We start from the raw sequence: 21,796 nt of genomic DNA on the forward strand, positions 1-21,796 counted from the left end.
CACTTTATGAGTGAGCCTCTATTTTGTCACATATTATGAATTTTAGTCCCGATAATGTTTCCTGTTGCATCGAGTGCCTGGAATTCCACTTCTACATACAAATCAAATTCCGGGAACTCATAAAGGTTCGGTCGATGCATATAGCGCGAAGAACCTCGTGCCGGCAAGTCGTATTTAACATCTCCACTCGGTGAAATGAATACAACACGTACACCTTTTACATTGTCGCATCCTGTATTCACATCCGCCAAAATGGTCACTTTTGATGTTTCGATACGCACATCGGTATTATTAAAGATTGTATCCCCTACTAGACAACTATTGTTCATAGCAGGTGTTTTACATAAAATCGTTGTAATGATCGCCTGTAAGGAGCTGTGCAAGTTTTCAATCGATGTAATATTTTGATATGTGCCCTTTGTTTCGGAAGAAATATCTTTCAGTAATTTTTCATTTACCGTTGTATATGATCCAACCGATACTGTATGGATGGCAATGCCTTTTTGTTTTGCATCGTTCAGCACTTTTTCGAGTCCATTACTGTTTGAATAACCGTCTGTCACAAGGACAATGGCTTTACTTGTATACTGGTTTGTCGTGAAATTACTGATTGCTGTTTCAAGAGCTTTTACTATATTTGTCGATCGATTTTCGTTTTTATACGTTAACAAACTATCGATACTAGAAACGATATCCGCTTTGTCTGTTGCTTCGTGATTTGGACGATTATTGAAGCGATATACATGGCTTGGGTTTGCCCCGATTTGTTTAATCGTTTGCTTCACTTTATTCGCTGTATAATTTTTCGCATCTCGCGCTTTCATTGAGCCTGAGTGGTCTACGACGAACATCACTTCCGATTCAACAGAACACAAATTATTTTCATAGCGCGGATTGGCAAAGATTTGTTCAGAGACTGTTGTATTTTTCAGACTTTGTACGACTTTATCATAACGTGGATCCAAATCGATCAAGCGTGCCTTAACTTGTGATTTACCGTATAAAATATCGTCAAAGTATACGACAGCAGATCCGCGGCTGCCTGTGCCGTTATTATAGTCTTTCGTATTTGTATCAAATGATACAACACGTGTTTTGCCGTTAAATGTAACTTCCACCGTTCCTTTATAGTCGGTAATAATTACCCCGCCTGGTGCGACAAGGTTGACGATTACCTTCGTATAACGGTCCATGCCATCCGGGCGTTGCTGCAGTTCTTTTCCTGCAAGCAGTACTTTAACTTTTGCAACGGCACCTTCCAGCTTCCCGATTACGTCCGCATAATCTTTTCGCAATAAGTTTTTGTCGATTTGACCTAAACGATCATACATCGCCTTAATGACCTCAACCGATTCTTCATGCGCTAATGTCACCTGGTCAGCAATCGGTAAAAACTTGTCTGTTAAATAAATAATGACCGCATGGAGCATTGAATCGAATGCTTCAGTATCTTCTTCACTCATAACTCCTTGCAAATCATATGTCGCACGTCCCTCATTGTTAACCGTGTACATGACCTTAGCATTGCCAAGACCGCCCCAGGAAGACTCCTCTTTTGGTCCTTCAATCATATAGTCGAGAATTTGTTCGAACAGCCAAACTGAAATAATTTGACCTTCCAGTTTCAGGTCCGCGTTTCCGTATTGAATTTCCTTGGAAGTAACCTGGCCTTGTGTCAGTTTTCCGTCAGCAGTTGTATAGTTTTCCCATTTAGATCCTGTCATCACTTTTAAATCGGAATCGTAATCTGAAATTGTAATAACCCCGTTTTGTGTAAATGGTACTGTCGTTGTCCCTACAACACCTGAAGGTAATGCAGGTAATGGTCTTACTCCAGGATCAACCGTTCCGCCATTCCATTCCGTCTGTTCTGGATCAAACACTTCATAAGTAATACGCAGTTCCGCTTTTGGTACATAACGGACAGACGCTTCAATAACCTGATTTTTGTATGTGTAATACTTTTCTGATGGATTAATCATCTCAAAGCGAATTGTATCGACTACTGACTTTGTTAAAGCAGGAGCCGTTACATATACGCTAAGCTGTGGCCCGTCGGTATAAACCGTTGTTGATTGACCGCTTGTACTTGTATTCGTTTCGGATACTTTTGCCCCGGCTTTTGAAGTCACTTTAAATGCCAATGATTCATCATATGAAATGTCATTGCCGTAACTATCGCGCAAATCAATAGTAATTAAAGTTGAATCAACGCCGTTTGCTGTAAGCTCTTCGTTTTCTACATTAATTTTTTTAACCGCTTTATAAACATCCGGACGTGTCGCTTTATCATCTGTGTTTTTACCTGGTGTTGTCGGAATCGTCACAGTACCGTTTTTACCCTCAACAAAGTTCACTGGTAAAGTAATTTTATTATTGTCTTTGCCGGCTGGTGTACTAGCCAGACCCTCGATTGCCAATTTCCCTTGCTGATTGATGCGGTACATGAAGACCGCCATATCACCGCGATTAATGTTGCGTGTCGGCTTATAGTCTTCATATGTGCGTTTTCCGGTTGTACCTGTTGTAATCTCGTTCATATATAAATATCTGACTGCCTGAATCTCGGATAAATCTAGACCATTTACCGCCGCATATAGCCTTGCAAAGTGGCCGCGTGAAATATTGGCATTGCGCTTTGATTTATTATTCACGCCATATAACGGAATATTCAAGTCACCATAATATTCATAGAGCATATCTTTATCATTTGTATTGAAATGATAGTTTTTGTCCATCTTCGCTAAAAACTGCAGCATCTGCCATTCCATCACAAGTGTTCCTGATTGGAATTTATTGCCTTTATACAACTGCAAATAATCATTATCTATTGTCCATTTGGCTGCTTTATACTTCGAATTTTTTTTCGCAATATCCGAAATTTGCTTGCTTGCGGCTTCCGTTTCCGTAGCACCGAACGGAAATACGACGGAAAATACTAGAAGACAACTGAGCAGCATGGCCATTAGTTTCTTCATTTTACTCATGTTTGCAACCCCTTAGTTAAAGAACAGAATATTGTCTCGGTAATTCTCTTTTAAATCCGCTTCTAAATAACGTAAAAATCGTTCAATAATTGCGGAGGACTGTGCACGTGTCAGTGTTGCTTTCGGATTGAAATACCCGTCACTGCCTGACATTAACCCTAGTTGGGTTGCGACATAAATTGCATCGCGTGCATAATCCGTAATTTTGTAATCATCTTTATAGTCAGTAGAATAACCAGGATCAGGTGCTTTTCCTTCCAGTCCAAGTGCGCGCACTAAAATTGTCGCTGCCTGCTGGCGTGTTAAAAATCCATCCGGATCAAATATCGTTGGATTTTTTCCTTTAATAACTCCTTTATCAACCGTTGCCACTAAGTAATTGTAATCCTTTATTGTTCGTTTCACGTCTTTGAAAATAGAAGGCTGTGTCTTTTTGCGGTTCGTTTCTTCCAATACACGCAAATCAATTGCTTTACCAATAGCAACTGCAAAATCATAGCGCTGTACAGGTGTATTTGGTGAGTAGAAGTTCGATTGGTCATCCAATATCCCCAACGAATACAGTTTTTCAATTTGCTCGCGTGCCCAGTTGGAAGATAAATCACGGAATTTAGGAATTTTCAGCATTTCCAGTTTCGGCATATAATCGATATTGCTTGCGACGGTTCCTTCGCTATCAGGCAAATCGTATTCGTATTCCGATAGCGAATCGGCAGAACTAATCGTTTTATAGTTGCCGTTAAAACTTGATAAAGATGCATCGTTTTCGTTATATTCCAATGTTCGTGACTTGGATGTCGATACTTTGTTTCTCACTGTACCGATCGTCCCGTCATCAAATTCAATCTCGAAATCGGTAATTTGTGTTTCAGTAGCTCCCCAGAAATTTTCATATCCTTCATTTCGGCTATCTGCATGTACTGTTATCGTTTTTGTAACAGCGTTTTTGCCTCGGCCTGTCGTTTCAGTATATGTTTTGCGGGCAATCGCATTTCCTGAATAATAGTCGGATGCCGGACGCTTGTCTGTAATCGTACTTTTAGAAAGCTGGTAATCCGCCAGTGTAAATGTTCTGTCGCCAACTGTAATTTTTTCGGTAAATTTTGTAACCTCACCCGTTGCCGAACTTTGCCCTACTTGGTCATAGTTTGTAACGTCGTATGTATACGTGAAATTCCGTGTCAGCTTCTCTCCATTTGGTCCAGCCAACGTAAACTTGTATGTCTCAGTTAACTTGCCTTTAGATTCTCTTGTTGAGATCGTCGCATTTTTATTTGTACCCGTAAATTTGATCGGTTTTCCTGTTAAGAAAAAGTATTCTTCATACTCATATTCGTTTTTTATACCGCCTGTTAAATCAATAGATTGTGCGGAGCTTGATGAAGGGAGCAGCATCAGAAAAAATGAGCATGCCAATAGGAAGGTGAAGCAAAGTTTCTTTCTCACAAATTCGTCCCTCTTTTCTTTAAAATTCACTTTTGTTTAAATGGCATGCGAGAAACTTGTCCCGCATGCCTTTTTAATTAGTTTACTAATAATACATAAACTTCTGATGTTGAACGTGCAATTGCTGTTACATGATCTGCCTTATGAATATCAGTAATGTCAATTACTTCACCATCTTTAATAACCATCGCTTTTGATAGGTCGAGGGAAAGTGAACCGAAACGGTAGCTCCAGTGACCGTCTTTGCTCCACTGACTGCTGTTAACAACAGATATTTTTTTCGTATTGAAATTAATCGAACTTACACGGCCAGTTAATGTTAACGTAGCGAGTTTTTCATTTGGCACAAAATGAATGCCCTCAATATGACCATCATTTACAAAGAAATATCCGTAATATGGATTTGGTGAATTTGTGTAATTATCATATAAATCGAGATCCAGTTCTGGAATGACTTTAAATTGCTTTGTTCCATCCAGTTCAGATGCGATTGTTGAATTACTGTAAGCAAATGATGTATTGGACTTATCCATATTCCAGAAATGATTATCGAAACGTTGTAAGTCTGATAACTCCACTTCATATGCATCTAAATCCGCCACATCAATTCGACCAAAGTAAAGTTTATATTTTGATAGATTCGGTGCTAAATAAGCATCATTTGTAATATTGACGATATGAGCATAATCACTCTTAGTCGCCCCATCCGTTAATACAAATGCCGTTGTTGAAATCGGATTTTGCGCTAAATCAAGAGCAATAAGGCCTTCAGGTTCTACTAAACGGCCATTGCGGATTAAAATCGAACCGTTATGGTAATTTAATTTTAGAGAATTTTTAAGTTGCAGCGTATTCACACCAAGATTAACACTTGTAATAGGTTGATAGAATGTACGCTCATTTTTAGCTAATACGATAATCTTATCGATTACTTCCTTGCTGAACTGTGTTTTTGTTACAAAATAAAGCTCACTATTTTTATATTTTTTTAATTGGCTTTTTGAGATTTTTTTATTTCCTACGTAAATACTTGTATTGTTTGTAAAATTAAATGTTGCCTGTGTTTTCGTTCTCACTGTTCCAAAGCGCCAGTTTAGTAAAGGATGCGCATTTTTTACATTTAGCGAATTTTTGTTTGTGTTAACCGTATTTAAATTTGCTTTATATAATTCTGTCACCATATTGGCTGTGCTCATAATCGTAATTTCAGCGATACGGGAAGTATTGGCTGTTGCAAATTTTAAGCGGACACGGTCTCCTACATAAAGTGTGCTTAAATCTACTGATGAGTTTCCTTTGAACACTTCCGTATTATTTGTCACTGTATAATTTTTCGTTGAAGAGCCATCGATTTTTACACGGATCTGCAAACCGTTCGGATCAATCTGTGTCACAGCACCGGTTACTTGTTTGCTGTTTTCGACGATTGAACCGCCTTCTACATTTGTTGAACCACGCATTTCAGTAATTTTGCCTAAGTTTAATTTAATCGTGACACTCATGCCTGCTTTAAACCCTGCAATTGTTGTCAGCGTATTATTAATATAGTATTTCTGCGTATTCGCAAGGTTAAAGGTTGCGGTTTTCCCTGCGCTGTTTTTTAATGTGACACTTTTTAATGTTCGTGTGATATTCCCTTTCTTATCTTCGGTTTCATTATAATTTGCTTTCATAAATGTATATGTATTTGATGCTTCAGCTTGCTGCCCTGTTGGTAAGATCGCTAAAGCAAAAGTAATTGCCATTAATATGGTAATGATTTTTTTAAGCAATTTTTCCGCCTCCTTCTCTCAGTAACTTTAATTCATAGCAAACGCCTGAAATATTTGTATTTTATCCCAAATATTGTTGCAGGGCCTATATTAGTGTAACAAATTTGCCGACTATTGGCATTGGTTGTCGAAATTATTTATACGGAAATATCGATTGTTTTACCTAATACGGGGTGTGACGCATCGATCACTTCGACAATTTGTTCCGCATTTTCTTGCTGAAACTCCATCATTTTTTTCGTCATGGCCAATGAAACATCTTGCATCAATTCAGTATGTTTCATCGACATCGCTAATGCAGCAATATCCAAATGTACACCTCCTATTTACCTTTATCGGCTAAATACTATGAATATCAAGTAATTATTATTATTTCTGAGAGTAAATTGGTCAAAATAAAAAACAACCCCGAAAGTTAATTCGAGGTTGCATTGTTTACATGCGTGATTCAATTTCGGCCCAAGCTTCTTCAAAGCCAAGACCTTTTTCAGAAGAAAACACAATTAATGGATCTTGCTTTTCCATTTGTAATGTTTCGCGAACAATCTTTTTATGCTTATCCCATTTCCCTTTCGGAATTTTATCGGCTTTAGTTGCGACAACTATTACCGGGATATTGTAATGCTTTAAAAAATCATACATCATGCAGTCATCTGAAGTTGGGTTATGGCGTATATCAACAATTAAGACAACTGCTTTTAACTGCTCTCGACTCATAAAGTACTGCTCGATCATTCTTCCCCATGCTGCACGTTCTGATTTTGAAACTTTTGCATAGCCGTATCCTGGTACGTCAACATAATAAAGCTGCTCTTCAATTTTATAAAAGTTCAGCTGTTGTGTTTTACCAGGTTTTGACGAAATACGCGCCATTGCTTTACGGCCAATCATACGATTGATAAACGAAGATTTGCCGACATTTGAACGACCCGCTAAAGCGAATTCAGGTAGCCCGTCTTCCGGGAACTGTTCTGGTCGGACAAAGCTGCCGATCATTTCTACGTTATGGACTTTCATTACTTATTAAAACCTCCATCTAGTGCGAGCGCAAGAACTTCTTCCGCTTGTGAAACTAGTTTAAATGTGAGTTGCTCACGAATTGTTTCAGGAATATCATCAATATCACGTTCATTGTCTTGCGGAATGATAATCGTCGTTAATCCCGCACGGTGGGCACTTAATGATTTCTCTTTTAAGCCGCCGATTGGCAGTACACGACCCCGTAATGTTACTTCTCCAGTCATTCCAATTTCGCGTTTAATTGCTTTTCCAGTTATTGCAGACACAATTGCAGTCGTCATCGTAATACCTGCTGATGGACCATCTTTTGGTACTGCGCCCTCCGGAACGTGGACATGAATATCGTGCTGATCGAAATAATCAGCATCCACACCTAAATCGTTTGTTAATGTGCGGACAAATGAAAGCGCAATTTGTGCGGATTCCTTCATTACATCGCCAAGCTTCCCTGTTAAAATTAATTTACCTTTACCAGGTGTTAATGAAACCTCGATCTGTAATGTATCTCCTCCGACTGTCGTATAGGCAAGTCCTGTAGCGACACCTACTTGGTTTTCCATTTCCGCCTGTCCATAGCGGAAGCGGTGTTTCCCAAGCATATCTACTAATACTTTAGAGTTGACCGTTACTTTTTTCTTTTCGCCAGATACGATTTTTTTCGCAGCTTTACGGCAAACAGTCGCAACTTGGCGTTCCAATCCACGAACACCAGCTTCACGTGTATAGTAACGAATTAAATCTGTAATCGCTTCGTCTTTCATTGCCATTTGCGTTTTCTTCAAACCATGTTCCTTCATCTGTTTCGGAATCAAATGGTTCTTAGTAATTTCTACTTTTTCAAATTCTGTATAACCTGCGATATTAATGACTTCCATACGATCCAGTAATGGTGCAGGAATCGTACTTAAATCATTTGCTGTTGCGATAAATAATACATCTTGCAAATTGTATGGCTCTTCAATGAAGTGATCACTGAATGTATTATTTTGCTCCGGGTCCAATACTTCAAGCATTGCAGCAGAAGGATCTCCACGGAAGTCATTTGACATTTTATCAATTTCATCAAGTAAAAATACAGGGTTTGTCGTGCCTGCTTTTTTCATCCCTTGAATAATACGTCCCGGCATTGCGCCGACATACGTACGACGGTGACCACGAATTTCAGACTCATCACGCACACCACCAAGTGAAACACGGACAAATTTACGGTCAAGGCTTTCTGCAATAGAACGCGCTAAACTCGTTTTACCTACGCCCGGAGGTCCTGCTAAACATAAAATCGGACCGCGTAATGAATTCATTAATTGACGTACTGATAAATATTCTAAAACACGCTCTTTCACTTTTTCTAACCCGTCATGATCACGGTTTAAAATTTCTTCAGCATAGGCAATATCAATACGGTCTTCCGTTTTTTCTGTCCAAGGAATCGAAACAAGCCATTCCAAGTAGTTTCGGATAACACCACTCTCTGCACTTGCAGCAGGTAACTTTTCGTAGCGATCCAGTTCTTTTAATGCAACTTTTTGTGTAGACTCCGGCATTCCGGCACTATCGATTTTTTTACGAAGTTCGGCAATTTCACCCGTTTTTCCTTCGCGATCACCAAGCTCTGTTTGAATTGCTTTCATTTGCTCACGCAGATAATACTCTTTCTGTGTGCGCTCCATCGCCTGCTTCACTTTTGTGCTGATTTTTTTCTCGAGATTTAAAATCTCCTGCTCGTCATGCAAACGAATCATTAAGTGATCTAAACGCTTCTTAATGTTCGTAATATCGAGCACTTCTTGCTTTTCATTAATTTTGAAAGGTAAATGAGAAGCAATGACATCTGCTAATCGGCCCGGTTCTTCAATATCAAGCACCGATTCGATTGTTTCCGTCGTAATTTTATTTGAAGATTTTGCGTATTTTTCGAAATACGATAACACAGTACGCATTAAAGCTTCTGTTTCCGCATCTTTGTGCAGCTCATCTTCAAATAATTCCAAATCTGCAGTTGTAAATTTACCGGAATCTTCATAACGTACCATTTCCGCACGGTTTAAACCTTCAACCAGAATACGTAATGTTCCATTCGGAAGCTTTAGCATTTGTTTTACTTTCGCTAATGTCCCCATTTTATAAAGATCTGCTTTTCCCGGTGAATCAACACGTAAATCTTTTTGAGTAACTAAAAAGATTGTACTTTCTTCAAGCATCGCATGTTCTAATGCAGCAATAGAACGTTCTCGACCCACATCAATATGTAAAACCATCGTTGGGTATACAAGAAGTCCTCTTAACGGTAAAACTGGCATATTAGTTAATTTTTTTGTCACGCGGGTATTCACCTCCATCCAAATCTTAAAAACAACCCGCAATATAAGTATGTGTTAGTTCTTTGTCAATTAAGCCTAAGCGTAACTGTGTCCAGATTTTTCCGAGTTTATGTGCTCTAAATACTGGAGCAAACCATAAATAACGCTTCAAAACCTGTAATATTCGGCGAAAATATCCGAAAAATTATGTATATACGTTTTGTAAGAAAAAGCTGACTTTGGACTTGCTTGAGAAGTCTAAGTCAGCTACATAGTTGAAATCCACCATTCAGCTATAAATTAAGCTGAAGTTTTTTTGTTGTCATCTTTTTTCAATTCAGACCCATCATCCAGAATTAATTTTGGATCTGCTTTGTCGCGAATTGTTTCAGCTGTGATGATACATTTTTTAATATCTTCACGTGAAGGCAATTCAAACATTACATCAAGCATTGTTGCTTCGATGATTGAACGTAGACCACGGGCACCTGTTTTGCGTTCGATTGCCAATTTAGCAATTTCAACAAGCGCTTCATCTTCAAATTCAAGCTCTACATCATCTAGCTCCAACATTTTTTGGTATTGTTTTGCTAAAGCGTTTTTAGGCTCAGTTAAGATTTGCACTAATGCATCAACATTCAACTGCTCTAAAGTAGCCAATACCGGTAAACGTCCGATAAATTCCGGAATTAAACCGAATTTCAATAAGTCTTCAGGAATTAACTGAGACATAATTGAAGCATCTTCATCGATACCTTTATTCTGAGTTGAAGCAAAGCCAATTACTTTTTCGCCTTGACGACGTTTAATAATTGTTTCGATACCATCAAATGCGCCACCTACGATAAATAGGATGTTCGATGTATCAATTTGAAGGAACTCCTGGTGTGGATGCTTACGTCCGCCTTGTGGAGGAACACTTGCAACTGTACCTTCTAAAATTTTCAGTAACGCTTGTTGTACACCTTCGCCTGATACATCACGTGTTATTGAAGGATTTTCAGATTTACGTGCAACCTTGTCAATCTCATCAATATAAATGATACCCTTTTCTGCACGTTCTATATCATAATCTGCAGCCTGGATTAGTTTTAAAAGAATATTTTCAACATCCTCACCAACATAACCTGCTTCAGTTAAGCTTGTCGCGTCAGCAATTGCGAATGGTACATTTAAAATACGCGCCAACGTTTGAGCTAGTAAAGTTTTACCGCTACCAGTTGGTCCTATTAATACGATATTCGATTTTGATAATTCAACATCGTCAATTTTTGAATTCGAATTAATACGTTTATAGTGATTATATACAGCAACTGCTAATGCTTTCTTTGCACGTTCTTGTCCGATTACATATTCACCTAAAATATTTAAAATCTCTTTAGGTTTTGGAATTTCATTGAACTCGATTTCCTCTTCGATCCCTAACTCTTCCACTACGATCTCTGAGCATAGTTCGATACATTCATCACAAATATATACGCCTGGTCCTGCAACCAGTTTACGAACTTGTTCTTGTGGTTTACCACAAAAAGAGCATTTTAAATTGCCTTTTTCATCATTAAATTTAAACAATTTGGTTCACCCCTATTCAAGCAACAATCTTACAAGATTCTAGTTGTTTTATCAAATAAATTGATTGCGCGTTGTTACTAGCTTATTTTATGTCCTATTAAACTTTGCTGGCTGTTCAATAGTTAATGAAATTATATTGTAACTTTTTATCATTAAATATTCAAATGAACCAACTATGATATGTATGTATTCAAAGGTAGAAAACAAGGCACGGGGATACCGTACCTTGTCAAAATCTCATTTTATTCAATCCGTACTAGTTTTATCTTTATGTTAGACGGTAGCCCAGGAATAAAACCGGTACTGTCGGTACTGATTCATGCTTCACCATGGTCATGAATCAGTACAGGATCGAATTTGAATTCGATTATTCAAAACAAATAATTAGTTTGAAATTTTAGCGTTTTCAACTAGGAATTCAACTGTTTTTTGAGTGCGGATATCGTTCTCAAGAACTTGAGTTCCACCTAAAGCAGTTAAAATTTGGTCGTTTGACATACCGAATTGAGCAGCCATTTTTTCAACTTCTGTATTGATATCTTCTTCAGATACTTCAATATTTTCAGCTTGACCAATTGCTTCTAAAACTAAAGATACACGTACACGGTTTACAGCTTCTTCAGCCATTTGAGTGCGTAATGCTTCTTCGTTTTGACCTGAGAATTGGTAGTATAGGTCTAAGTTCATGCCTTGCATTTGTAAACGTTGGCCGAATTCTTGAACCATACGGTCAACTTCAGTGTTGATCATACCTTGTGGAATTTCAACTTCTGCATTAGCAGCTGCTTTTTCAACTAACTCGTCGCGTAAAGAAGCTTCTACGTCTGCTTCTTTGTTAGCTAAAGTTGTTTCTTTTAATTTAGTGCGTAATGCTTCTACAGTTTCAACTTCTGGGTCGATTTCTTTAGCGAACTCATCAGTTAAGTCTGGTAATACTTTTGTTTTAACTTCTTTAACTGTAACAACGAATTTCGCTTCTTTACCAGCTAATTCAGCAGCATGGTATTCTTCTGGGAAAGTAACTAATACATCTTTCGTTTCACCAGTTTTAGCACCTACTAATTGCTCTTCGAAACCTGGAATGAATGAACCAGAACCGATTTCTAATGCGTAGTCTTCACCTTTACCGCCTTCGAATGCTTCTTCACCAACAAAACCTTCGAAATCGATTACAGCTGTATCGCCTTCAACGATTGCTTCATCTTCTTTAATTTCTAATTCAGCTTTTTTAGCTAATTGAGCGTCGATTAAAGATTGAACTTCTTCGTCTGTTACTTCAGCAGATTCTTTTGTTACTTCTAAACCTTTGTATTCACCTAATTTAGGTTCTGGTTTCACAGTTACTGTTGCAGTGTATGTGAAGTCAGTACCTTTAGCGAAATTCTCAGTACCCGCGATTTCTGGGTAGTCAACTGGCTCAATACCAGCTTCGTCTAAAGCAACTGGGTATGAAGAATTGATAACGATTTCTAAAGCATCTTGGTAAAGAGCTTCTACACCGTACATTTTTTCAAATACGTTACGAGGCATTTTTCCTTTACGGAAACCTGGTACATTAATTTGTTTTACTACTTTTTTGAAAGCTTGGTCTAAAGCTTTATCAACTTCTGCAGCTTCTACAGTAACCGTTAATAAACCTTCGTTACCTTCTTGTTTTTCCCATTTTACTGACATATATATTACCTCCAAAGTTAACATTCGTTTGAATAAACAAACTCGTCATATATATTGTTTGACAACCATTTTAGTATAACATAGATGCTCAATGTTTCAACTTTTTTCACTACTCTTGCAAATCCGACATTTTTTCTATGTTTTGTAAAAAAGTTACTATTTCACCGTTCTTTTCTCCATCTTCACCGAACATTGTTTTCACGTATTCGATATAGCCTGCTGCAACTTCTTCACTGGAATAACCGGACCATTCATACGGATAAAGGACGATTGCATGCTTATCGATTAAGTGCATCGCAAACTCTAAAGTCGAAGGCTCCTGCGCCAATTGTTCCGCTATTATTTCCGTAATTTCCTTATATTGAGGCAGCTTCGTCGGCAACGGAAAATTCACCGGGTTTAATTCTATGGACTGGTCAAATTTTGTAACAGTAACCGTCATATTGATTTCCTGTTCAACAAGCAGGATGAGCAGTAGACTTTTTATAAACGGTTGTATTGCATCGTTTTCAATGATGGCTTTCAATTCAGTTGAATATGGACGGATGTTCTTTTCCGTAAGCTCATGAATGAGCATCATTTGCTGTTGTGCGGACATATTTAGAAATTCTGTTGCCGTAAATTCCTCAAGTTCGTCGTCTTCAATAATTGGTGCTTGAAAATGGGATTCCTGATTTTCGGCAATATGGGCATTCAAGTTTTTTAAGCGTTCGAATTTTTCCACTTCATGTTCAGGAATTAACTGCTCGTCAAACAATGATTCAATGATTTTTTCAACTTGTTTAAATTGGCGTAATTGCATGCAGATCGTTAAGTACAGTTCCATTACTTCAAAGTACATGTTAGGACCTATCGCAAGCAATTCCTCACATACTTGTTTTGCACGCTCGAAATTTTTTTCTTCATATAATGAGTACGCAAATATACTAAGTGACATTTCATCCCCCTCACCTAGCAACAAAGCTTGCTCAAATAACTCATTCGCTTCTTTGTATTGATTGTTTTCAGCCAAATATTTCGCTTCATTAAATAGCCTGTCCGTCATGCCTGGAAATAAAATTACTTTTCCATGACCTTTATTCTTTTTATTTTCTTTCATCTAATCACTCCATCGGCGACAAAGTAATGCAGTTGCAGTCTTCGTCCATTGCATTTATTTTAACGTTGTTTATTCATTCCAACAATAAGTACTCAAAAATTATAGTTATATACAATTTATTACTCGTATGCGTTATTTAATCAGATGTCATTACTCTTTTTCCTCAATGTTCCCGTTCTTACTTGGAAATAACCTAATTTATTAATAATAGCAGCAGAATGAAGGTTATTTTGTACATGAAAAAAGTCGTTCTGGTTGCATTGACCGACCAGTGCGGTATACTAAGCGCTATGAATATTTACGTAATAGATATAATTAAATTAATTTGAAAGAAGGATTTATAAATGAAATTTGGATTTATCGGCCTTGGAAACATGGCTGGCGCGATTATTCACGGCATGATTACTAGCGAGCAATTCAATGCTGCTGATGTATATGGGATGAATCGGAGCCGCGAAAAAACCGATGACCTTGTACATAAATACGGGATTCAGGCAGCCGATACGATTGAACAGTTAATGGAACAAGTTGACGTTATTGTCATTGCTGTAAAACCTCAAATGTTTGAAGATGTATTGCCTGTAATCAAACAACACCTTACAAATAAACACATCGTCATTTCAATCGCTGCCGGAAAATCACTTGATTATTTGCACGAAGAACTTGGAAGCGACACGTCTATTTTCCGCGTTATGCCGAATATCAACGCAACAATCGGGGCATCGACAAGTTGCTATTCAACTCAGAAAGCTAGTGACTACCAAAAAGCAATCGTTGAAAAGCTTTTTGCTACCGTCGGAACAATTGTCGAGCTTCCTGAAAACCTATTCTCAATCTTTACAACAATCGGATGTGCTTCTCCTGCCTTCACTTACCTTTATATCGACTCATTGGCACGTGCGGCAGTTCGTGAAGGAATGCCAAAAGATATGGCACTTCAAATTGCAGCAAGCTCTGTTTTAGGCAGTGCGCAAATGGTATTACAGTCCGAATCTCACCCATGGGCATTGATCGATCAAGTATGTTCACCAGGAGGAACGACAATTCAAGGTGTCACTTCCCTTCAAGTCAATCACTTCGAAAGTACAATTTACGAAGCCGTTGATGCCGTTACGAACCGTGATACATTTTTGCAAAAACAAACAATTAAATAGAAATACCTGCCCAGTGGATTTGACTTCTCACTGGGCATTTTCTTTTTTAGTCAAAAATAATAATAATTTATGTTTTTAATTTCTATCAATTCTTCAAAAAAAAATATGAGAACATAATTGCTAACTACCGTACTATTCTATATAATCAATCTTGTTTCAAAAATGAAATCAAAAAATTATAGATTTGGAGCGTGACAAGAAATTGGGTAAAGCATTGATTATTGGAGCTGGCGGAGTAGCTAGCGTTGTCGTACATAAATGTGTACAAAACTCAGAAGTATTCGAAGAGATTATGATCGCAAGTCGAACAAAATCAAAATGTGATGCTTTAAAAGAAAAATTAGATGGTGGAAAAACGATTATTCACACAGCACAAGTGGATGCGGATAACACCGAGGAACTAATTGACCTAATCAATGGATTTAATCCAGATGTGGTGATCAATGTGGCTTTACCATATCAAGACTTAACTATTATGGATGCATGTTTAGCAACGAAGACTCACTATGTAGATACAGCGAACTACGAGCCTTTAGATACTGCTAAATTCGAATATAAATGGCAATGGGCGTATAAAGAGCGTTTTGAAGAAGCAGGTATTACTGCGCTTCTAGGTTCAGGTTTTGACCCAGGTGTAACAGGCGTATTCACAGCGCATGCACAAAAGCATCATTTTGATGAAATTCATTACATCGATATCGTTGATGCAAATGGTGGAGACCACGGACTTCCATTCGCAACAAACTTCAATCCTGAAATCAACATTCGCGAAATTACTGCGAACGGACGTTTTTGGAAAGATGGCGAGTGGGTTGAAACGGAGCCTTTAGAATATAAAACAGTTTATAACTTACCGGAAATCGGTGAAAAAGATTGCTACCTTCTATACCATGAAGAATTAGAATCTTTAGCGAAAAACATTAAAGGTTTAAAACAAATCCGCTTCTGGATGACGTTTGGTGAAAAATACTTAACACATTTAAACGTTCTTGAAAATGTAGGTATGACTTCAATTGAGCCAATCGAATTCCAAGGACAAATGATTCAGCCAATCCAGTTTTTAAAAGCTGTTTTACCAGACCCAGCTACATTAGGTCCACTTACAAAAGGTAAAACAAACATCGGCTGTATCGTTCGCGGTATTAAAGACGGTAAAGAAAAAACTTACTATGTATACAATGTATGTGATCACCAAGAATGCTACAGAGAAGTTGGCTCACAGGCGATTTCTTACACAACTGGTGTACCGGCAATGATCGGCGCTATGCTTGTAATGAACGGCGAATGGCAAAAACCAGGTGTATGGAATGTAGAAGACTTCAATCCAGACCCATTCATGGATGCATTAAATAAATGGGGATTACCATGGCACGAAACAGAAAACCCTGAATTAATCGACTTGGAATTCACTTCTGCTGGAGAAAAAGCATAATGGCAGATATTAAAAATACGAAAAAACCTGTGATGGCGGCTGCTCTTGCAGAAGAAACAGGCATAGACTGGTCACAGGCACCATCACCAGCCTTCGTAGTAGACGAGCGATTACTTGAGCGCAATTTAAAACTGTTAAAATCCGTACAAGATCGTACGAATTGTGATATTTTACTTGCACTTAAAGGCTTCTCTATGTGGTCAACATTTCCGATGGCACGCAAATATTTAGCGGGGATTACATCTTCCTCACTATTTGAAGCACGTCTTGGTTTTGAAGAATTCGGCAAGGAAGTACACGCTTACGCTCCTGCATATGCAGAGCATGAAATCGATGAGTATTTAACTTATGTCGACCATATTGTATTTAACTCATTTGATCAGTTAAATAAATACAAAGACAAAGTGTTAAATCACGAGAAAAATATTTCAATCGGTTTACGTGTAAATCCTGGTTATTCAGAAGTGGAAACACCTTTGTATGACCCTTGCTATATTAACTCGCGTTTAGGTATTCCGGTGGAGTCATTCCGTCCGGATGAACTTGACGGTGTTGAAGGCATTCACTTCCATGCAATGTGTGAGCAAGGTGCTGAAGTTCTGGAGCGTATTTTAGTACACTTTGAAGAGAAATATGGTGAATACTTGCATCAAATGAAGTGGATCAACTTCGGCGGCGGACACCATATTACAAAACCGGGTTATAATGTTGAGTTATTAGTCAGCTTAATCAACCGCATTCAAGAAACATATGGCGTAAAAGTTATTTTAGAGCCAGGCGAAGCAATTGCACTGAATACAGGGTATTTAGTGGCGACAGTGCTTGATATCGTGCATAACGGTATGGAGCTTGCAATTGTCGACTCTTCAGCTACTTGTCATATGCCAGATACTCTTGAAATGCCTTATCGCGCGCATATTATCGGTTCGGGTCAGCCAAACGAAAAAGCTTACACATATCGTTTAGGCGGTATGACTTGCTTAGCAGGTGACATTATCGGAGATTATTCTTTTGATGAGCCGCTTCAAGCAGGCGACAAACTTGTCTTTACGGACATGGCCCATTATACAATGGTAAAAACGCATATGTTCAATGGTGTAAATTTACCAAGTATTTGCACTTACAATGAACAAGATGGTGTAAAAGTAATTCGGACTTTCCAATATGAAGACTACCGTAACCGTCTATCTTAATTAACAATACAGGGTAACAAAAACATCCATTTCTCCGTGAGGAAATGGGTGTTTTTCTGTTTTCAGAAGTTCTGTATTTAAATATACTTTCATTATTTTGAATGATTTGTTTCACAAAAAGCTAATTAATATAGATATTAAAGAGTATATGTTAAACTTACTTTTAGTAACTTACTAAAGGAGTCTAATAATAATGAAGAAATTTGAATTCGGCATTTATTCCCTTGCTGATATTGGCAGCGATCCTTTAACAGGAAAAACCCCCTCTCCTTCACAACGTTTGGAGGAAATTTTACAGATGGCGGACTTAACGGAAAATTTAGGACTGGATGTGTTCGGTGTCGGTGAGCATCACCGTCTTGATTATGTCGTTTCTGCCCCGCCTGTTGTCTTGTCTGCAATCTCTCAGCGGACAAAACATATTAAACTGACGAGCTCAACAACCGTTTTAAGTACGGTGGATCCTGTTCGACTTTATGAAGATTTTGCAACGCTAGATTTACTTAGCAATGGAAGAGCCGAAATTTTAGCAGGTCGTGGTGCATTCATTGAATCTTTCCCCCTTTTCGGGTATTCAACAAGTGACTATGACGCATTATTTGAGGAAAACTTACTTTTACTTCAACAATTAAATTCACAGGAACGCGTAACATGGAGTGGTCAATTCCGCCCAGCTTTAAATAATTCGGAAATCGCTCCAAGACCATTTAATCAGGAAATTCCTATTTGGGTTGGTGTTGGTGGCACCCCAGAAAGTGCCGTTCGAGCAGGTCGTGTCGGAGTTGGAATGGCACTTGCAATATTAGGAGGTCCCCTTGATCGGTTCCAGCCATTAGTGAATCTTTACCGGAAATCCGGACAGCATCATCCTGAAAAATTAAATGTTGGAGTTACTGGTCACCTTTTCATTGCAGATACAACGGAACAGGCACAGGAGCAATTTTACCCTTACTATAAAAATTATTGGCAGTATGTTAATCAGCAACGAGGCAGTTTCAGCTTCCAGTTATCTTTTGAACAATTCATCGAAATTACCGGACCGAACATGGCATTATTTGTTGGAAGCCCTGAAGATGTTGCGGAAAAAATTATTAAACAATATGAATTCTTCGAGCATAGCCGATTTTTGGCACAGCCGGATATTGGCGGCCAGCCGTTTGAACTCGTAAAAAACAGTATGAACTTATTTGCCAACGAAGTCGTTCCAATTGTTAGAAACTACATTGAGATGAAATTATAAAAGTTTTCTATTGCAAAAGAAAACAAGCACGGCAACAACTTTTACGTTGTACCATGCTTGTTTTTTTAAGTTCCACAATAGCTTACAAACGGTGGTTCTTTGTCTGATGGTGGCTCTGTATATTTTTTGTACTCCTCCGTTACATTAAACGGACTTGTCAGCACTTGCAGCATCTCGGCAAACATTGACGGGTCGCCTTCTGCAAATTGTTCAATTGCCTGTTCTACAAAGTGATTTCTTGGAATAATGGCCGGATTAACAGACTGCATCACTTGCATCGTTTCATCAATTGTCGTGTCTTGCTGTTCGATCCGTTCAAACCATGTTTTTTCCCACTGTTTAAATGCCTCTGAATGGAACAAGTCATTATTCGGTCGCTTACCTTCCGACAATGCACGGAAAGTATTTGTATAATCCACTTCGTGTTCTTCCATTAAATTCAGCAGATTATCAATCAGCTTCTCATCCTGTTCATCAATTGAAAGAAGACCTAATTTTTCCCGCATTTCACTATAATAATAAGCTTCATAAATTGATGGGAATTTCCCAAGAATATTTTGTGCTAGTTGAACTGCTTCCTCTTCATTTTCATGAAGGAGCGGCAGTAAGCTCTCAGCAAAACGAGTTAAGTTCCATGATGCGATCGGCGGTTGATTGCGGTAGGCATAACGCCCCTGACGGTCAATCGAACTGAATACAGTTGCCACATCATACGTATCCATAAACGCGCATGGCCCGTAATCGATTGTTTCACCGCTGATTGTCATATTATCGGTATTCATTACACCATGAATAAAGCCGACACTTTGCCATTTCGCTATAAGGGCAGCTTGTCTATCAAGCACCGCTTCGAGAAATGCAAGATAGCGGTTTTCTGCGTGCAAAAGCTCGGGATAATGGCGCCGGATTGCATAATCTGCCAAAGCTTTTAAGTCGTCCGCTTCGCCAAATGCAGCCGCATACTGGAACGTCCCGACCCGCAAGTGACTTGCAGCAACACGAGTTAAAACAGCGCCTTCCAAAGCGGTTTCACGATAAATAATATCACCAGTTGCCGTAACGGCTAAGCTGCGTGTTGTCGGAATCGAAAGTGCATGCATAGCCTCACTGATGATAAACTCCCGCAACATTGGACCGAGTGCAGCACGTCCATCGCCACCACGAGAATATGGTGTAAGACCGGATCCTTTCAACTGAAGATCAAATCGTTCCCCTTTTGGCTTGATATGCTCTCCGATTAATAACGCTCTTCCGTCGCCTAACATATTAAAATGTCCAAATTGATGTCCCGCATAGGCTTGTGCAATTTGTGCTGAACCATCCGGCATTTCATGTCCCGCCAAAATTGCGGCACCATGCTCTTTTAATTCCTGAGCCTCTAAACCAAGCTGCTCTGCTAATGTGCGGTTAAAGATGACGATTGAAGGTGATGTCACTTTATTAGCCGTTACAGGGGAATAAAAAGTTTGCGGCAACTCCATGTAACTGTTATTAAAACGAAAACCAAAATTCTGCTTTTTATCTGTCATTGTTTTCGCCTCATTCCTTTCAAAGATGCATTTATTATAAACTTTTTTATACAAGTTAACCAAAATTAAGCCCGGTTATGTTTATATAAACAGCTTTTTCTATGTTAACCTTCTAAAAATAAAAGTTGACACAAAACGAAACTCACTTTATATTTATGTTAACCAAAATAATATAGAAGTTAACAACAAGGGGAGTAATGTATGGAGACTGTTCACAAAACACAAAGCTTTAAAACAATCGATTTAATTTACAGTGCACTTTTTGCGACACTTATTATGGTAGGAGCAAATATCACATCATTTGTTCCTTTTCTAACGGTCGGTGGTGTGCCGATAACATTACAAGCATTTTTTGCAATATTAGCAGGTTTAGTGCTTGGTTCAAAAAAAGGAGCCATTGCATGTGCAGTGTATATGTTTATCGGGTTAGCAGGGGCACCGGTATTCTCTAAATTCTCTGGCGGATTTTCGGCGATTCTACTTCCGACTTTCGGCTTTATCGTAACGTTTATTATTAGTGCATATATTGCCGGTAAAATTGCCGAAAAGTTTCAAACGCGACTTGCCTATATTATCGGGGCACTTATTGCGATGGCAGTTAACTATATTATAGGAACAACATGGATGTATTTTGCCTATACATTATGGGCATCCGCACCTGAAGGTTTTACATTTAAAATGGCGTGGCTATGGATGATTCCTCCAATGCCAAAAGATATTATTCTTTCAATTTTTGCCGGGTTCTTCGCTTATCGTATTCAAAAGATCCTGAAAATCCTGCCTACAAAATAATATAGTAGATTGCAGTAGAACTCCTCATCACATGTTCTCGGCGTCATCATTATACCGGGATTCATATATTTGATATACTTTATTCAATAGATGAAGGAGGAATTTCATATGGCAAATCATTATCAAAATATAGTTGTTGCAGTAGATGGTTCAGAAATAAGCGAACTCGCTTTTCAAAAATCGATTGATATAGCAAAAAGAAATATTGGCTCGACTTTACATATTATCCATGTAATCGATACGAGCTTCTCCGCATCTTTTGATATGCTTTATGATAATATGGTTGAATTGGTTCGAAAACATGGCGAAGTTTTATTGGACCGCTATGAATTGGAAGCAAAAGATGCAGGTATTCCTTCGATCAATAAAATTTTAACAAAAGGTACGCCTAAAACGATTTTAGCAAGAAGGCTTTCAGAGCATGCGCCAGCAGATATTATCATTTGTGGTGCAACCGGATCAAATGCGGCCGAGCAGATGTTCATGGGCTCCACTACAGAAGCAATCGTTCGGCATGCAACTTGTGATGTTTTAATTGTACGTACACCAGAAAAATAAAAAAAGGTTATGAGGTGCATAAAAATGT

At 38.4% G+C, this 21,796-nt stretch carries 16 protein-coding genes; 6 read left to right on the forward strand and 10 right to left on the reverse strand.

Features of this window, described 5'->3' with window-relative positions; genetic code table 11:
• Window positions 1–26: 26 nt before the first annotated feature.
• From B5473_RS19060 to B5473_RS19100, 9 genes are all read right to left on the reverse strand, one after another.
• Window positions 27–2,987: a vWA domain-containing protein gene (locus B5473_RS19060; protein ID WP_079528081.1), complete on the reverse strand. Its 2,961-nt coding sequence runs from the start codon at window positions 2,985–2,987 to the stop codon at window positions 27–29.
• 12 nt (window positions 2,988–2,999) lie between these two features.
• A complete protein-coding gene (locus B5473_RS19065) occupies window positions 3,000–4,403 on the reverse strand; it encodes an S-layer homology domain-containing protein (protein ID WP_254865372.1) in 1,404 nt (467 codons plus the stop codon).
• Between the two features lie 107 nt (window positions 4,404–4,510).
• Window positions 4,511–6,205 (reverse strand): phosphate ABC transporter ATPase, encoded by a 1,695-nt coding sequence (locus tag B5473_RS19070; RefSeq protein WP_079528086.1) that lies wholly within the window; start codon window positions 6,203–6,205, stop codon window positions 4,511–4,513.
• Window positions 6,206–6,342: 137 nt separating this feature from the next.
• A complete protein-coding gene (locus tag B5473_RS19075; protein ID WP_079528088.1) occupies window positions 6,343–6,516 on the reverse strand; it encodes a YjfB family protein in 174 nt (57 codons plus the stop codon).
• Window positions 6,517–6,640: 124 nt separating this feature from the next.
• A complete protein-coding gene (yihA, locus tag B5473_RS19080) occupies window positions 6,641–7,222 on the reverse strand; it encodes a ribosome biogenesis GTP-binding protein YihA/YsxC (protein ID WP_079528090.1) in 582 nt (193 codons plus the stop codon).
• Window positions 7,222–9,564, reverse strand: coding sequence for an endopeptidase La (gene lon / locus B5473_RS19085; protein ID WP_176142104.1), 2,343 nt, complete (start codon window positions 9,562–9,564; stop codon window positions 7,222–7,224). The genes yihA and lon overlap by 1 nt, the downstream gene beginning before the upstream one ends.
• Window positions 9,565–9,825: 261 nt before the next feature.
• A complete protein-coding gene (clpX, locus tag B5473_RS19090) occupies window positions 9,826–11,097 on the reverse strand; it encodes an ATP-dependent protease ATP-binding subunit ClpX (RefSeq protein ID WP_079528094.1) in 1,272 nt (423 codons plus the stop codon).
• 384 nt (window positions 11,098–11,481) lie between these two features.
• Window positions 11,482–12,771 (reverse strand): trigger factor, encoded by a 1,290-nt coding sequence (gene tig, locus B5473_RS19095; RefSeq protein WP_079528096.1) that lies wholly within the window; start codon window positions 12,769–12,771, stop codon window positions 11,482–11,484.
• Between the two features lie 109 nt (window positions 12,772–12,880).
• Complete coding sequence (locus B5473_RS19100; protein ID WP_079528098.1) at window positions 12,881–13,870, reverse strand: DUF3196 family protein; 990 nt, start codon at window positions 13,868–13,870, stop codon at window positions 12,881–12,883.
• A 344-nt stretch (window positions 13,871–14,214) separates the two neighbouring features.
• Between B5473_RS19100 and proC the strand changes: the two genes are divergently transcribed.
• The 4 genes from proC to B5473_RS19120 all read left to right on the forward strand — a co-directional run bounded on the left by proC (window position 14,215) and on the right by B5473_RS19120 (window position 18,889).
• Window positions 14,215–15,024, forward strand: coding sequence for a pyrroline-5-carboxylate reductase (gene proC, locus B5473_RS19105; RefSeq protein ID WP_079528100.1), 810 nt, complete (start codon window positions 14,215–14,217; stop codon window positions 15,022–15,024).
• Between the two features lie 202 nt (window positions 15,025–15,226).
• Window positions 15,227–16,456 (forward strand): saccharopine dehydrogenase family protein, encoded by a 1,230-nt coding sequence (locus B5473_RS19110; RefSeq protein WP_079528102.1) that lies wholly within the window; start codon window positions 15,227–15,229, stop codon window positions 16,454–16,456.
• A 32-nt stretch (window positions 16,457–16,488) separates the two neighbouring features.
• Window positions 16,489–17,649 (forward strand): carboxynorspermidine decarboxylase, encoded by a 1,161-nt coding sequence (gene nspC, locus B5473_RS19115; RefSeq protein ID WP_176142143.1) that lies wholly within the window; start codon window positions 16,489–16,491, stop codon window positions 17,647–17,649.
• 193 nt (window positions 17,650–17,842) lie between these two features.
• On the forward strand, window positions 17,843–18,889 hold the full coding sequence (locus B5473_RS19120) for an LLM class flavin-dependent oxidoreductase (protein WP_079528106.1): 1,047 nt from the start codon (window positions 17,843–17,845) through the stop codon (window positions 18,887–18,889).
• Between the two features lie 65 nt (window positions 18,890–18,954).
• On the opposite strand, the gene B5473_RS19125 is transcribed toward B5473_RS19120, so the two are convergent.
• Entirely contained in the window at window positions 18,955–20,418 is a 1,464-nt protein-coding gene (locus tag B5473_RS19125) for a protein adenylyltransferase SelO (protein ID WP_079528108.1), read from the reverse strand.
• Between the two features lie 201 nt (window positions 20,419–20,619).
• On the opposite strand from B5473_RS19125, the gene B5473_RS19130 reads away from it, so the two are divergent.
• Together B5473_RS19130 and B5473_RS19135 are read left to right on the forward strand one after the other, a co-directional pair.
• Window positions 20,620–21,210 carry a biotin transporter BioY gene (locus B5473_RS19130; RefSeq protein WP_079528111.1) on the forward strand — a complete coding sequence of 197 codons (591 nt, stop codon included), beginning with the start codon at window positions 20,620–20,622 and terminating at the stop codon, window positions 21,208–21,210.
• Between the two features lie 108 nt (window positions 21,211–21,318).
• Window positions 21,319–21,768, forward strand: coding sequence for a universal stress protein (locus B5473_RS19135; RefSeq protein WP_079528113.1), 450 nt, complete (start codon window positions 21,319–21,321; stop codon window positions 21,766–21,768).
• The last annotated feature ends 28 nt before the right edge of the window (window positions 21,769–21,796 follow it).

Source organism: Solibacillus isronensis, assembly GCF_900168685.1.
Taxonomy (GTDB): Bacteria; Bacillota; Bacilli; order Bacillales_A; family Planococcaceae; genus Solibacillus; species Solibacillus isronensis_A.

Bases quoted from the DNA above. Each gene is read 5' to 3' on its own strand.
- B5473_RS19060 (WP_079528081.1), bottom strand. From the start codon at position 2,987: ATGAGTAAAATGAAGAAACTAATGGCCATGCTGCTCAGTTGTCTTCTA.
- yihA (WP_079528090.1), bottom strand. From the start codon at position 7,222: ATGAAAGTCCATAACGTAGAAATGATCGGCAGCTTTGTCCGACCAGAA.
- lon (WP_176142104.1), bottom strand. From the start codon at position 9,564: ATGGAGGTGAATACCCGCGTGACAAAAAAATTAACTAATATGCCAGTT.
- tig (WP_079528096.1), bottom strand. From the start codon at position 12,771: ATGTCAGTAAAATGGGAAAAACAAGAAGGTAACGAAGGTTTATTAACG.
- B5473_RS19100 (WP_079528098.1), bottom strand. From the start codon at position 13,870: ATGAAAGAAAATAAAAAGAATAAAGGTCATGGAAAAGTAATTTTATTT.
- proC (WP_079528100.1), top strand. From the start codon at position 14,215: ATGAAATTTGGATTTATCGGCCTTGGAAACATGGCTGGCGCGATTATT.
- nspC (WP_176142143.1), top strand. From the start codon at position 16,489: ATGGCGGCTGCTCTTGCAGAAGAAACAGGCATAGACTGGTCACAGGCA.
- B5473_RS19120 (WP_079528106.1), top strand. From the start codon at position 17,843: ATGAAGAAATTTGAATTCGGCATTTATTCCCTTGCTGATATTGGCAGC.
- B5473_RS19125 (WP_079528108.1), bottom strand. From the start codon at position 20,418: ATGACAGATAAAAAGCAGAATTTTGGTTTTCGTTTTAATAACAGTTAC.
- B5473_RS19130 (WP_079528111.1), top strand. From the start codon at position 20,620: ATGGAGACTGTTCACAAAACACAAAGCTTTAAAACAATCGATTTAATT.
- B5473_RS19135 (WP_079528113.1), top strand. From the start codon at position 21,319: ATGGCAAATCATTATCAAAATATAGTTGTTGCAGTAGATGGTTCAGAA.